Below are 13,630 nucleotides of genomic sequence, written 5' to 3' on the forward strand. Positions count from 1 at the left end.
CGGGCGCGCAACGCCGTCGCAACACGCTCCGGCCATCCTCGGTCCATGACGCCGTCGAACCCTCTGTACGACGAGTCCGGCAGCACTCACCCCGACCGTCCCGGCAGCACCGGCCTCGACGGTCTCGACAGTACGGCGCAGCTCATGAACCGGATCACCAGCCAACTCGGCACCCAGCTCAGCCACATGTCCCTCGGCGGCACCCGCCGCCCGGCCCCCGCACCCGACCCCACCCTCGTCCTGGTCGCCCACGGCAGCCGCGACCCGCGCGCCCTCGGCATCGTCACCGCCCTCGCCGAGCGGATCCGCGCGCTGCGCCCCGGCCTCGCCGTCCGCCTCGGCCACATCGAACTGAACGAGCCGCTGCTCACCGACACCCTCGCCGCGCACCCCGGGGGCCGGGCCGTGCTCGTGCCGCTGCTGCTCGGCAGGGGCCAGCACGTCAAGCGCGACATCCCCGGGGCCGCCGCGGCCGCGCCGCACGTCGAGACCCGCGTCGCGGCCCCGCTCGGCCCGCACCCGCTGCTCGCCGAGGCCCTGCACGCCCGGCTCGTCGAGTCCGGCTGGCCCGCACGGCCCCCGGGCCGGTCCGCGGCGGCCCGGCACGGCGTCGTCCTCGCCGCCGCCGGCTCCCGCGACCCGGAGGCCGCGGCCGACGCCCAGGCCACCGCCGAGCTGCTCGCCGAGCGCCTGGGCGTCCCCGTCGTCCCCGCCTACGCGGCGCCCACCGCGGCCTGCGCCCGCACCGTGCCGGACGCCCTCGCCGCGCTGGCCGCCCAGGGCCGCGACCGCGCCGCCGTCGCCGCGTACTTCACCGCGCCCGGCCGCTTCGCCGCCCAGAGCGCGGCCGCCGCGCCCTGGCTCGCCTCGGCCCCGCTCGGCACCCACCCGGCCCTCGCCCGGCTCGTCCTGCACCGCTACGACCAGGCACGCACCGCCCCGCACCGCCCCGAACACCGGCACCTCACGGCGGTCTGACACCCCGCCACCACACACGTCGGAGCGGATCCGCACGGCTGGATCCGAGGGGCCAGATCCCTCTTTGTCACTGCTTGCGTCTACTGTCGGTGCATGGAAGGCACAGCACCGAACGCGCGATACGACGCCTACAGCGCCTACGACGAGGCCGCCGTCGAGCGATGGGCCGCCGAGCCCGACAAGAGGCCGGGGCGCACGGCCTTCCAGCGCGACCGCGCGCGCGTCCTGCACTCCGCGGCGCTGCGCCGCCTCGCGGGCAAGACACAGGTCGTCACCCCCGGCACCAGGAGCCAGGCCTGGGACGCCAGCGCCCGCACCCGCCTCACGCACTCCCTGGAGTGCGCCCAGGTGGGCCGCGAGCTGGGCGCCGCCCTCGGCTGCGACCCCGACCTGGTGGAGACGGCCTGCCTCTCCCACGACCTGGGCCACCCGCCGTTCGGGCACAACGGCGAACAGGCGCTGAACGAAGTGGCGGCGGACTGCGGCGGCTTCGAGGGCAACGCCCAGTCGCTGCGGCTCCTCACCCGCATCGAACCCAAGCGTTTCGTCCCCTCCGACGCCGGCGGCGACCTCGTGAGCGTCGGCCTCAACCTCACCCGCGCCGCCCTGGACGCCGCCACCAAGTACCCCTGGCCGCGCGGCGCCCACCCCACCGACCCCGCGTCACCCAAATTCGGTGTCTACGAAGACGACCGGCCGGTCTTCGACTGGGTCCGCAAGGAGGCCCCCGGCCAGCGCACCTGCTTCGAGGCGCAGGTCATGGACTGGTCCGACGACGTCGCGTACTCGGTCCACGACTTCGAGGACGGCCTGCACGCCGGACACATCGATCCGAACGCCCTGCACGCGGAGCCCGAGCGGCGCGACATCTTCGACGTGGCCATCGGGCGCTACGTCCCCGTGGACACCGACCCCGAAGAGCTCGCCCAGGCCCTCGACCGCCTCCTCGACCAGGAGTGGTGGCCGCACGGCTACGACGGCTCGGCCGTCGCCCAGGCCCGGTTGAAGGACGCAACCAGCCAGCTCATCGGCCGCTTCTGCCTGGCCGCGGAGACCGCCACCCGCGGGCGGTACGGCAAGGGCCCCCTCACGCGCTACGCCGCCGAGCTCGTCGTCCCCCGCGCCGCGCGGCACGAGTGCGCGGTCCTCAAGGCCGTCGCCGACCGCTATGTGATGCAGCGCCCCGCCCAGGAGCGGCTGCGCGCCGACCAGCGCGTCGTCGTCGCCGAGCTCGCCGAGGCGCTCACCGCCCGCGCCCCCGACGGCCTCGACCCCCAGTTCCGCGCGCTCTACGACACGGCGTCCGACGACCGCGCCGCCCAGCGCGTCGTGGTCGACCAGATCGCGTCCCTCACCGACGCGTCGGCCCGCGCCCTGCACACCCGACTGACGGCGAGGCCCCGGTGAAACGACGCCGAGTGACCTTGAAGTGACCACGGGGCGTGACGAGATGTGGCCAGTTGGGGCCACGCCCCCTTCCCCCATCACGCTCCGTGCGGGACGCTCCCTGTGGCGGCATGTCCCAGAGGCAAGGCTGTGTTCTTCCGGGGGACACCCCCGGTACCCCCGGCAAGGAGGCATGAAGTGGTCGACGCGGATCAGACGTTCGTCATTGTCGGAGGAGGTCTGGCCGGCGCCAAGGCGGCCGAGACCCTCCGTTCCGAGGGCTTCACCGGCAGGGTGATCCTCATCGGTGACGAGCGGGACCACCCCTACGAGCGCCCGCCCCTGTCCAAGGGGTACCTCCTGGGCAAGGAGGACCGCGACAGCGTCTTCGTCCACGAACCGGGGTGGTACGCGCAGGCCGACGTCGAACTGCACCTGGGGCAGACGGTCGTCGCCATCGACCGCGCCGCCAAGGCCGTGCGCCTGGGCGACGGCACCGTCATCCACTACGACAAGCTGCTCCTGGTCACCGGAGCCGAGCCCCGCCGCCTCGACGTCCCCGGCACCGGCCTCGCGGGCGTCCACCACCTGCGCCGCCTCGCGCACGCCGACCGCCTCCGCCACGTCCTGGCGGCCCTCGGCAGGGACAACGGCCACCTGGTGATCGCGGGCGCCGGCTGGATCGGCCTTGAGGTCGCCGCGGCCGCCCGCGAGTACGGCGCGGAGGTCACCGTCGTCGAGCCCGAGGCGACGCCGCTGCACTCCGTCCTCGGCCCCGAGGTCGGCCAGATGTTCGCCGACCTGCACGCCGAGCACGGCGTCCGCTTCCACTTCGGCGCGCGCCTCACCGAGATCACCGGACAGGACGGCATGGTCCTCGCCGCCCGCACCGACGACGGCGAGGAGCACCCCGCGCACGACGTGCTCGCCGCGATCGGCGCGGCCCCGCGCACCGCCCTCGCCGAGTCCGCGGGCCTCGACCTCGTCGACCGCGAGCACGGCGGCGGCATCGCCGTCGACACGGCGCTGCGCACCTCGGACCCCGACATCCACGCCGCGGGCGACGTGGCCGCCCTCCACCACCCGCTCTTCGGCCGGCTGCGCGTGGAGCACTGGGCGAACGCCCTGAACGGCGGCCCCGCCGCGGCCCGCGCGATGCTCGGCCGGGACGTCACGTACGACCGCGTGCCGTACTTCTTCTCCGACCAGTACGACGTGGGCCTGGAGTACTCGGGCTGGGCGCCTCCGGGGACGTACGACCAGGTCGTGATCCGGGGCGACGCGGGGAAGCGGGAGTTCATCGCCTTCTGGCTGAGCGACGGCCAGGTCCTCGCGGGGATGAACGTGAATGTGTGGGACGTCACGGAGCCCATCCAGCAGCTGATCCGCCGGGGCGCACGGCCCGACCCGGACGCCCTCGCGGACCCGTCGACCCCCCTGGCGTCGCTCCTGTCGTGACCGGCCGGACGAGAGTGTCACAGGGGCGCCGTAGTATTCCTACGTGGCAGGCAGGATCAATGACGAAGACGTGAAGGCGGTCCGGGACGCGGTCCCGATCGACGCCGTGGTCTCCGACTACCTCCAGCTGCGCAACGCCGGAGGCGGAAACCTCAAGGGCCTGTGCCCCTTCCACGACGAGAAGTCGCCGTCCTTCCAGGTCAGCCCGAGCAAGGGACTCTTCCACTGCTTCGGCTGCCAGGAGGGCGGCGACACCATCGCCTTCGTGATGAAGATCGACCACCTCACGTTCTCGGAGACGGTCGAGCGCCTCGCCGCCCAGGCGGGCATCACGCTGCGCTACGAGGAGGGCGGGTACAACCCCGCGCACCAGCGGGGCGAGCGCATCCGCCTGGTCGAGGCCCACAAGATCGCCGCGCAGTTCTACGTGGAGCAGCTGGACTCGCCCGAGGCCGAGATCGGCCGCACCTTCCTGGCCGAGCGCGGCTTCGACCAGAGCGCCGCCGCGCACTTCGGCGTCGGCTACAGCCCGGCGGGCTGGGACCACCTCACCCGCTATCTGCGCGGCAAGGGCTTCACCGACAAGGAGCTGACCCTCTCCGGCCTCTCCCAGGAGGGCCGCCGCGGTCCCATCGACCGCTTCCGCGGCCGCCTGATGTGGCCCATCCGCGACATCGGCGGCGACGTCGTCGGCTTCGGCGCCCGCAAGCTCCGCGACGACGACAACGGCCCGAAGTACCTGAACACGCCCGAGACGGCGATCTACAAGAAGTCCCAGGTCCTCTACGGCATCGACCTGGCCAAGAAGGAGATCGCCAAGGCCAGCCGCGCCGTCGTCGTCGAGGGCTACACCGACGTGATGGCCTGCCACCTCGCCGGCATCACCACCACCATCGCGACCTGCGGCACCGCCTTCGGCGGCGACCACATCAAGATCCTCCGCCGCCTCCTGATGGACAACGGCTCGGCCCGGGTGATCTTCACCTTCGACGGCGACGCGGCGGGCCAGAAGGCCGCCCTGCGCGCCTTCGAGGACGACCAGAAGTTCGCCGCCGAGACGTACATCGCGATCGCCCCCGACGGCATGGACCCCTGCGAGCTGCGCCTGGCCAAGGGCGACGCGGCCGTCGCCGACCTGGTCGAACCCCGCACCCCGCTCTTCGAGTTCGCGCTCCGCCAGATCGTCGCGCGCTACGACCTGGAGACCCCCGCGGGCCGCGCCGCCGCCCTCGACGAGGCCGCGCCCGTCGTCGCCCGCATCAAGAACAGCGGCGCGCAGCACGAGGTCGCCGTCCAGCTCGCCGGCATGCTCGGCATCCTCGACACGCAGTTCGTCGTCAAGCGCGTCGCCCAGCTGGCCCGGTGGGCCCGCGAGCGCGGCGGCAAGGGCCCCGCCCCGGCCGCCCAGCGCCCCTCGCCCGCGTACGAGAGCGCCCCGCCGGGCTTCAGCGGCCCCGCCCTCACCCTGCGCAGCCCCGCCCACCGCACCGAGCGCGAGCTGCTCAAACTGGCCCTGCAACGCCCCGAGCTGGTCTCCCCGGCCTTCGACGCGTACGGCGTCGACGAGTTCACCGCCCCGCCGTACGCCGCGGTGCGCCGCGCCGTGGAGGAGGCGGGCGGCGCCGAGCTCGGCGTACAGGACCCGCAGGAGTACCTGGTCCGCGTCCGCGACGCGGCGCCCGACGACGCCGTGCGCTCGATGGTCACCGAGCTCGCCGTCGAGGCGATCCTGCGCAGGACGGTCGACGAGATGTACGCGGGCATCCAGCTCGTGCAGGTCAGGCTGCGTGCCGTGGACCGCCGCATCCGCGACGTCCAGGGCAGCCTCGCCCGCCTCGGCGCGGGCGGCGACCCCCAGCATCTGACCGCCGTGCAGAACGAGTTGTGGGTCCTCCAGCAGTACGGCCAGGCGCTGCGCGAGCGCGGCGCGGACGCCCTCTGAGGCAGCTGCGTACGTCCCTCTGAGGCGACCGCGTACGTCCCTCCGAGGCGACTTCCGGGCCCGCGCGGGGATTCATTCCGGGGCCAAGGGTTACCCGGCGGGTAACCGGGCGGTCACGGACCGGACTCAAAAAGTCACCGCACGCCCCTCGTGGCGGCCGTGTGTCGTACCCCACACTGGGTTCCGGTGCCTGAGTCCTCGGAGCGCGGCCGGCCCGCAGACAGCGGGCCCGACACCCCCGCGGTTCCACACATCGTGTTCGGGACGGACAGCGGCGAGGCCGCCGTCTCTCTCCCGTTGCCGCACGCCTCAGCAGCGATCATCCTGGAGGTCGCCCCCGTGCAGACCCAGACCCTCACCCAGACCGACACCGCCGCGCGCGCGGATGCGGATACGGACGTCCTGGAGGCGGTCCCACCGCAGAGCCGTGCCTCCCGGCACCCGGAGGCGCAGGGCGCACCCGAGGCCCAGCCGACGCGGGAAGCCCAGCCGGCGCAGGAAGGCCCCGAGGCCACCGACACCCCCGAGACCACCGAGGCGCCCGAGGCCCTGGAGCCGGAGACCCTCGACCTGCCCACCCCCCGCAGCCGCACCGAGACCGGCGGCCCCTCCTCCGACCTGTTCCGCCAGTACCTCCGCGAGATCGGGCGGATACCCCTGCTCACCGCAGCGGAGGAGGTGGAGCTCGCCCGTGCCGTCGAGGCCGGCCTGTTCGCCGAGGAGAAACTGGCGGGCACCCCCGACCTCGACTCCCAACTCGCCCTGGACCTCGACAAACTCGTCGTCATGGGCCGCATGGCCAAGCGCCGCCTCATCGAGGCCAACCTGCGCCTGGTCGTCTCCGTCGCCAAGCGCTACGTGGGCCGCGGACTGACCATGCTCGACCTCGTCCAGGAAGGGAACCTCGGCCTGATCAGGGCGGTCGAGAAGTTCGACTACGCCCGCGGCTACAAGTTCTCCACGTACGCGACGTGGTGGATCCGCCAGGCCATGTCCCGCGCGCTGGCCGACCAGGCCCGCACCATCCGCGTCCCGGTCCACGTCGTCGAGCTCATCAACCGCGTCGTACGCGTCCAGCGCCGCATGCTCCAGGAGCGCGGGTACGAGCCCACGCCCGAAGAGGTCGCCGCCCACCTGGACCTGCCCCACGAGCGCGTCAGCGAGGTGCTGCGCCTGGCCCAGGAGCCCGTCTCGCTGCACGCCCCCGTCGGCGAGGAGGACGACGTCGCGCTCGGCGACCTCATCGAGGACGGCGACGCGGCCTCTCCCGTGGAGTCGGCGGCGTTCCTGCTGCTGCGCGAGCACCTGGAGGCGGTCCTCTCCACGCTCGGCGAACGCGAGCGCAAGGTCGTCCAGTTGCGCTACGGCCTCGCCGACGGCAGGCCCCGCACCCTGGAGGAGATCGGCCGCATCTTCGGCGTGACGCGCGAACGCATCCGCCAGATCGAGTCCAAGACCCTCAACAAGCTCAGGGACCACGCCTTCGCCGACCAGCTGAGGGGCTACCTGGACTGAGAAGGGCGCGCCCCCGAAGGAGGCGCGCCCCGAGCCACGGCGGCCGGTCGGACCGGGCCGCGACAGGGTCAGTTGACCTCGGCGACGGCCTCGGCGAACTGCGCGGCGTACAGGCGCGCGTACGCCCCCTCGGCCGCCAGCAGGGTGTCGTGCGTGCCCTGCTCCACGATCGACCCGTTCTCCATGACGAGGATCGTGTCCGCGTCACGGATCGTGGAGAGCCGGTGCGCGATGACGAAGGACGTGCGCCCGTGCGCGAGGCGCGCCATCGCCTTCTGGATCAGCACCTCGGTACGGGTGTCGACCGAGCTGGTCGCCTCGTCGAGCACGAGGATCACCGGGTCGGACAGGAACGCCCGCGCGATGGTGATGAGCTGCTTCTCGCCCGCGCTCACGCCCGTGCCGTCGTCGTCGATCACCGTGTCGTAGCCCTCGGGCAGCGTCCGGATGAACCGGTCCGCGTGCGCGGCCCGCGCGGCCTCCTCGATGTCCTCGCGGCCGACGTCCTTCGCGGCGCCGTACGCGATGTTCTCCGCGATGGTGCCGCCGAACAGCCAGGTGTCCTGGAGCACCATGCCGATGCCGGACCGCAGTTCGTCCCGCGACATCTTCGCGATGTCGACGCCGTCCAGGGTGATGCGTCCGCCCGTCACCTCGTAGAACCGCATGAGGAGATTGACGAGCGTCGTCTTGCCGGCGCCCGTCGGGCCGACGATGGCGACCGTGTGGCCCGGCTCCACCGCCAGCGACAGGTCCTCGATGAGGGGCTTGTCCGGGTCGTAGCGGAAGGAGACGTGCTCCATCTCGACCCGCCCGTGCAGCCGGTCGGGACGCTCGCCCGGCACCGGGTCGGCCTCCTGCTCCTCCGCGTCGAGGATCTCGAAGATCCGCTCCGCGGACGCGACACCGGACTGCACGAGGTTCGCCATCGAGGCGACCTGCGTCAGCGGCATCGAGAACTGCCGCGAGTACTGGATGAAGGCCTGCACGTCGCCGATGGACAGCGAACCGGACGCCACCCGAAGGCCACCCACCACGGCCACGAGCACATAGTTCAGGTTCGAGATGAAGAACATCAGCGGCTGCATGACCCCGCTGTTGAACTGCGCCTTGAACCCGGCCTCGTACAACTGCTCGTTCTGCTCGGCAAACGCCTTCGCCGACTGCTCCTGCCGGCCGAACACCTTCACCAGGGTGTGCCCGGTGTACATCTCCTCGATGTGGGCGTTGAGTTCGCCGGTCGTGCGCCACTGCTGCACGAACTGCGGCTGCGAGCGCTTGCCGACCTTCGTCGCCACGAAGAACGACAGCGGCACCGTGATCAGCGCCACCAGCGCCAGCAGCGGCGACACCCAGAACATCATCACCAGGACACCGATCACCGTCAGCAGCGAGTTGACGAGCTGTCCCATCGTCTGCTGAAGCGTCTGGTTGATGTTGTCGATGTCGTTCGTCGCGCGGCTGAGCACCTCGCCGCGCTGGCGCTTGTCGAAGTACGACAGCGGAAGCCGCGACAGCTTCTGCTGCACGTCGCCGCGCATCCGGAACACGGTCTTGTTGATGGCGCGGTTCGACAGCCGCGTCGCCACGGCCATCAGCAGACCCGCCGCCAGGAACGTGCCGAGCGCGAGCAGCAGGACCTCGCCCACCGCGCCGAAGTCGATGCCCTGGCCCGGCGTGAAGTCGACGCCGGAGAGCATGTCGGCCATGCCGCTGTCGCCCTTGGCGCGCAGGCCCTCGATGGCCTGCTCCTTCGTGATGCCGTCGGGCATGTCGCGCCCGACGATGCCCGCGAAGAGCAGGTCGGTCGCGCGGCCCAGGATCTTCGGGCCGAGCACGGTGAGCGCGACGCTCACGACCACGGTCGCGAGCATCGCGTACATCGTGGTGCGCTCCGGCTTGAACTGCGCGAGGAGGCGCTTGCCGGAGCTCTTGAAGTCCATCGACCGGGAGTCGGGGCCCATCATCGGGCCGCCAGGACCAGCCATTACGCGGCCTCCGCTTCCGTCAGCTGGGAGAGCACGATCTCCCGGTAGGTCTCATTGCCCTCCATCAGCTCGTGATGGCGGCCCGTGCCCACGACCCGGCCCTCGTCGAGGACGACGATGCGGTCGGCCTCGCGGATGGTGGAGACGCGCTGGGCGACGATGACGACGGTCGCCTCCGCCGTCTCCCGGTCCAGCGCCGCGCGCAGCGCCGCGTCGGTGGCGTAGTCGAGCGCGGAGAACGAGTCGTCGAAGAGGTAGATCTCCGGGCGCTGCACGAGCGTGCGCGCGATGGACAGGCGCTGGCGCTGACCGCCGGAGACGTTCGTGCCGCCCTGCGAGATCGGCGCGTCGAGCCCCTCCTCCAGACCGGAGACGAAGTCCTTGGCCTGGGCCACCTCCAGGGCGTGCCACAGCTCCTCGTCGGTGGCGTCGGGGTTGCCGTACCGCAGATTGGTCGCCACGGTCCCCGCGAACAGATAGGGCTTCTGCGGCACGAGGCTCACCGTCCGCGCGAGCAGCGCGGGGTCCACGGTGCCCACGTCCACGCCACCGACCAGGACCTGCCCCTCGGTCGCGTCGATCAGCCGCGGTACGAGGCTCAGCAGCGTCGACTTGCCGCTGCCGGTCGATCCGATCACGGCGGTCGTCTCGCCGGGCCGCGCCACCAGGTCGATGGTCCTGAGCACGGGCTCCTCGGCACCGGGATAGCGGAAGCCCACGGACCGGATCTCCAGGTGGCCGTGGCTGCGCAGTGCGCGCACCGGGTCGGCCGGGGGCACCACGCTGGAGGCGGTGCCCAGGACCTCCTCGATGCGCTCGGCACAGCCCTCCGCGCGCGGCACCTGCATGAACATGAAGGTGGCCATCATCACGGACATCACGATCTGCATGAGATAGGCGAGGAACGCGGTGAGCGCGCCGATCTGCATGCCGCCGCTGTCGATGCGGTGCGCGCCGAACCACACCACCGCGATCGAGGAGACGTTCACGACCGTCATCACGATCGGGAACATCAGCGCGAGCAGCTTGCCGGTGCCGAGCGACACCTCGGTCAGATCGGCGTTGGACTTGCGGAACCGGTCCTTCTCGTAGGTGTCGCGGACGAAGGCGCGGATGACGCGGTTGCCGGTGATCTGCTCGCGCAGCACGCGGTTCACGGTGTCGAGCCGCTCCTGCATGCTGCGGAACAGCGGCCGCAGGCGCCGCACGATCAGGCTCACGCTGATGCCCAGCACGGGCACGACCGCGACCAGGACACCGGAGAGCGGCACGTCCTGGCCGAGCGCCATCACGATGCCGCCGACGCACATGATGGGCGCGGAGACCATCAGCGTGAACGACATCAGGACCAGCATCTGCACCTGCTGGACGTCGTTGGTGGTCCGCGTGATCAGCGAGGGCGCGCCGAACTGGCCCACCTCGCGCGCGGAGAAGGACTGCACACGGTCGAAGACGGCGGCCCGCACGTCGCGCCCGAGGGCGGAGGCGGTCCGCGCGCCGAAGAAGACGGCGCCGATGTTGCAGACCATCTGCACGATCGTGACGGCGATCATGATGCCGCCGAAGGTGAGGATGTAGCCGGTGTCTCCCTCGACGACACCGTTGTCGATGATGTCGGCGTTCAGGGTGGGCAGATAGAGCGAGGCGCAGGTCTGCAGGAACTGCAGGAGCACCAGCAGGGCGATGGGTTTCTTGTACGGACGCAGGTGCGTCCGCAGGAGTCGTATGAGCACGCTCGGGTCTCTCGAGGAGTCGGGTGTCGGCGGTCGGGCGAGGCCGCCCCCCATACTCCGACACCCGCCCCCTCGGCGTGCAACCGATTAACCCATGACCCGGTCAAATTTCAGCCCCGGTAAAGAAGTGGGCCCACCCAAAGGATCAAGGCGGGCCCACCAGAAGGATCAGGCGGTGAACGCCCCGGGGTGCGACTGTTCCCGCACCGTCGCGTACTGCTGGCGCACCGCCTGCCCCACCGCGTGCTCCTCGCCCGGCTCGAAGACCTGCGCCGCGGCCCCCTGCCACAGCGGCAGTTGACCCGTCAGCGCCCACGCGGCCTGCCGCGCGGCACCGATCGCCGCGTAGTCCGCGGGCTGCGGCACCACGACCTGCGTACCGAACAGCGCCGGCGCCACGGCCTGCACCGCGGGCAGCTCGGCGGCGGCCCCCAGCAGGAACACCCGCCGCACCTCGACCCCGCGCCCGCGCAGCACGTCGAGCGCGTCCCCGAGCCCGCACAGCATGCCCTCGAACGCGGCCCGCGCCAGGTGCTCGGGCTTCATCGACTCGCGCCGCAGCCCGGTCAGCGTCCCCGCCGCGTGCGGCAGGCTCGGCGTCTTCTCGCCCTCCAGATACGGCAGCAGCACCAGACCGTGCGCGCCCGGCGTCGACTTCATGGCGAGCGCGGACAGCTCGTCCAGATCCGCGACCCCGAGCATCTCCGCCGTGCCGCGCAGCACCCGCACGGCGTTCAGCGTGTGCACGACCGGCAGATGCATGCCGGTGGCGTCCGCGAAGGAGGTGATCATCCCGCCGGCGTCCGCCAGCGCCCCGTGGTGGACGGCCATCACCGACCCGGACGCCCCGAGCGACACCACGGCGTCGCCCTGCTGCACCCCGAGCCCGAACGCCGCCGCCATCGTCTCGCCGGTGCCCGCCGAGATCAGCAGCCCCTCGGGCGTCGTCCCCGCGGCCTCGGCCGGACCGATCACCTCGGGCAGCATCGCCTGGTGCCCCAGGGCCAGTTCGACGAGATCGGGGCGGTACGTACCCGTCGCCGCCGACCAGTAGCCGGTCCCGGAGGCGCCGCCGCGGTCGGTCGTGCGCCGGGCGGGACGGCCGAGCAACTGCCACACCAGCCAGTCCGGCGCCTGCATGAGGGCGGCCACGCGCCGCGCCGACTCCGGCTCCGTCTTCGCCAGCCAGCGCAGCTTCGTCACCGGGTGCGCGGCCTGCGGCACACAGCCCACGGCCTGCGCCCAGGCCTCCCGGCTGCCGAGTCCGTCGACCAGGTCGACGGCGGCGACCTGTGCCCGCCGGTCGTTGCCGACGAGCGCGGGCCGCACGGTGTTGCCGTGCTGGTCGAGCGGTACGAGGGCGTTCTGCTGGGCGGAGACGCCGATGGCCTGGACGCCTTCGAGCAGCCCGCCGCCCGCCGCTTCGCCGAGGGAGAGCAGCCACGCCTGCGGATCCACGTCCGAGGGCCGGCCGCCACCCTCGGTGCTCTCCGTCGGATGCGGGGCATAGCCCTGCTTGAGTACGGCGCCCGTGTCCGTGTCACAGACCACGATGCGCGTGAAATCGGGCGAACTGTCCAACCCTGCGACTATCCCCATGCCTGGAATTCTGCCGCACCGCGAGACGTGTCCCGTACCTGTGTTCCCCGCCCCGTGCTCCGGGCGCCGTACTCCGCCGGGGACCTAGGTGTTGCTGGTGCCCCAGTCGTCCCCGCCGCCGTCCTGCCCGCGCTCGCGCAGCGACCGCACCCGCTCGGCCACCGAGTCGGGCATCTTGTCCCCGACCTTCTCGGAGACCGAGTGGAACGCCTTGCCCGCGACCTCGCGGCCCTGCTGCGTCGCGGACTCGACGGTGTTGCGCACGGCCGGGTTCTGCGCGATCTCACGGGCGGACTTCTTCAACTGCTCGTAGCGCTCGCGTCCGGCCCGGGTCCCGAGCACGTACCCGAGAGCCAGTCCCGCCACGAATGTGAGCCGGTACCGCATGGCTGCCACCCTTCCCTTGCGTCGGCTTCGCGCGCCTGTCGCACGCCTGCCACTCGTCTGTCGCCCGCCCGCCGACTCGCCTGGTGATCGGCCGAGGGATACCGATTGGCGGAGCACCCCCCTGCTTGCGCTAATGTATGTGTCGCAGCGAGCGCCCGCCGCCCGGAGAGTTCCCAGCTAGGTGCGTTCGATGCAACGAGACGATCCCCTGTAGCTCAATTGGCAGAGCAGCCGGCTGTTAACCGGCAGGTTACTGGTTCGAGTCCAGTCGGGGGAGCTCGATCTCCTGTAGCTCAATTGGCAGAGCAGCCGGCTGTTAACCGGCAGGTTACTGGTTCGAGTCCAGTCGGGAGAGCTGTGACGAAGGACCCCTGAGATGCCTCTCAGGGGTCCTTTTTCGTGTCCGGTGGAACCAAGTGGCCAGCCCTGCGGTCCTCATGGTCGTGCGATGCCGACCATCCGAAGCAGGAGATCGTATGAGCGGCTATGCTGCGGCAGACGGCGCGCACAAATGTGCGCGACGCGCCGTTAGGGGCGGTAGCTCAGCCGGTTAGAGCAGCGGACTCATAATCCGTCGGCCGTGGGTTCGAGTCCCACCCGCCCCACCTCAGCGGTTCTGTGCAGAATCGTTCTGACCTGCGCGA

General features: G+C 71.8%; 9 protein-coding genes and 3 tRNA genes. 8 read left to right on the plus strand and 4 right to left on the minus strand.

What is annotated here, in order from left to right; all coding sequences use genetic code 11:
• Positions 1 to 45: 45 nt before the first annotated feature.
• From AB0L89_RS02290 to AB0L89_RS02310, 5 genes are all read left to right on the plus strand, one after another.
• A complete protein-coding gene (locus AB0L89_RS02290) occupies positions 46 to 978 on the plus strand; it encodes a sirohydrochlorin chelatase (protein ID WP_365132875.1) in 933 nt (310 codons plus the stop codon).
• A 93-nt stretch (positions 979 to 1,071) separates the two neighbouring features.
• Positions 1,072 to 2,385, plus strand: coding sequence for a deoxyguanosinetriphosphate triphosphohydrolase (locus AB0L89_RS02295; protein ID WP_365132878.1), 1,314 nt, complete (start codon positions 1,072 to 1,074; stop codon positions 2,383 to 2,385).
• 177 nt (positions 2,386 to 2,562) lie between these two features.
• Positions 2,563 to 3,822, plus strand: coding sequence for an FAD-dependent oxidoreductase (locus tag AB0L89_RS02300; protein ID WP_365132881.1), 1,260 nt, complete (start codon positions 2,563 to 2,565; stop codon positions 3,820 to 3,822).
• 43 nt (positions 3,823 to 3,865) lie between these two features.
• Positions 3,866 to 5,764, plus strand: a complete 1,899-nt coding sequence (gene dnaG, locus AB0L89_RS02305; RefSeq protein WP_365132884.1) for a DNA primase — start codon at positions 3,866 to 3,868, stop codon at positions 5,762 to 5,764.
• Positions 5,765 to 5,950: 186 nt separating this feature from the next.
• The gene (locus tag AB0L89_RS02310; protein ID WP_365132887.1) at positions 5,951 to 7,279 is read left to right on the plus strand and encodes a sigma-70 family RNA polymerase sigma factor; all 1,329 of its coding nucleotides are present in this window, start codon (positions 5,951 to 5,953) and stop codon (positions 7,277 to 7,279) included.
• A 68-nt stretch (positions 7,280 to 7,347) separates the two neighbouring features.
• Here the strand turns inward: AB0L89_RS02310 and AB0L89_RS02315 are convergent, their stop codons facing one another.
• The 4 genes from AB0L89_RS02315 to AB0L89_RS02330 all read right to left on the minus strand — a co-directional run bounded on the left by AB0L89_RS02315 (position 7,348) and on the right by AB0L89_RS02330 (position 12,986).
• Positions 7,348 to 9,267: an ABC transporter ATP-binding protein gene (locus AB0L89_RS02315; protein WP_365132890.1), complete on the minus strand. Its 1,920-nt coding sequence runs from the start codon at positions 9,265 to 9,267 to the stop codon at positions 7,348 to 7,350.
• Positions 9,267 to 11,000 carry an ABC transporter ATP-binding protein gene (locus tag AB0L89_RS02320; protein WP_365132893.1) on the minus strand — a complete coding sequence of 578 codons (1,734 nt, stop codon included), beginning with the start codon at positions 10,998 to 11,000 and terminating at the stop codon, positions 9,267 to 9,269. The genes AB0L89_RS02315 and AB0L89_RS02320 overlap by 1 nt, the downstream gene beginning before the upstream one ends.
• A 168-nt stretch (positions 11,001 to 11,168) precedes the next feature.
• Positions 11,169 to 12,599 carry an FGGY family carbohydrate kinase gene (locus AB0L89_RS02325; protein WP_365132896.1) on the minus strand — a complete coding sequence of 477 codons (1,431 nt, stop codon included), beginning with the start codon at positions 12,597 to 12,599 and terminating at the stop codon, positions 11,169 to 11,171.
• Between the two features lie 84 nt (positions 12,600 to 12,683).
• The gene (locus AB0L89_RS02330; protein WP_365132899.1) at positions 12,684 to 12,986 is read right to left on the minus strand and encodes a YtxH domain-containing protein; all 303 of its coding nucleotides are present in this window, start codon (positions 12,984 to 12,986) and stop codon (positions 12,684 to 12,686) included.
• Between the two features lie 204 nt (positions 12,987 to 13,190).
• Between AB0L89_RS02330 and AB0L89_RS02335 the strand changes: the two genes are divergently transcribed.
• From AB0L89_RS02335 to AB0L89_RS02345, 3 genes are all read left to right on the plus strand, one after another.
• Positions 13,191 to 13,263 (plus strand) — tRNA-Asn (locus AB0L89_RS02335).
• 5 nt (positions 13,264 to 13,268) lie between these two features.
• A tRNA-Asn gene (locus AB0L89_RS02340) sits at positions 13,269 to 13,341 on the plus strand.
• Between the two features lie 176 nt (positions 13,342 to 13,517).
• Positions 13,518 to 13,591: transfer RNA gene (locus AB0L89_RS02345), tRNA-Ile, on the plus strand.
• Positions 13,592 to 13,630 lie beyond the last annotated feature (39 nt).

It is taken from the genome of Streptomyces sp. NPDC052114, from assembly GCF_040680155.1.
In the GTDB taxonomy this organism is placed as follows: Bacteria; Actinomycetota; Actinomycetes; order Streptomycetales; family Streptomycetaceae; genus Streptomyces.

What these genes read in the sequence shown, in the direction of transcription:
- AB0L89_RS02290 (WP_365132875.1), top strand. Translation starts at nt 46, where the DNA reads ATGACGCCGTCGAACCCTCTGTACGACGAGTCCGGCAGCACTCACCCC.
- AB0L89_RS02295 (WP_365132878.1), top strand. Translation starts at nt 1,072, where the DNA reads ATGGAAGGCACAGCACCGAACGCGCGATACGACGCCTACAGCGCCTAC.
- AB0L89_RS02315 (WP_365132890.1), bottom strand. Translation starts at nt 9,267, where the DNA reads ATGGCTGGTCCTGGCGGCCCGATGATGGGCCCCGACTCCCGGTCGATG.
- AB0L89_RS02325 (WP_365132896.1), bottom strand. Translation starts at nt 12,599, where the DNA reads ATGGGGATAGTCGCAGGGTTGGACAGTTCGCCCGATTTCACGCGCATC.
- AB0L89_RS02330 (WP_365132899.1), bottom strand. Translation starts at nt 12,986, where the DNA reads ATGCGGTACCGGCTCACATTCGTGGCGGGACTGGCTCTCGGGTACGTG.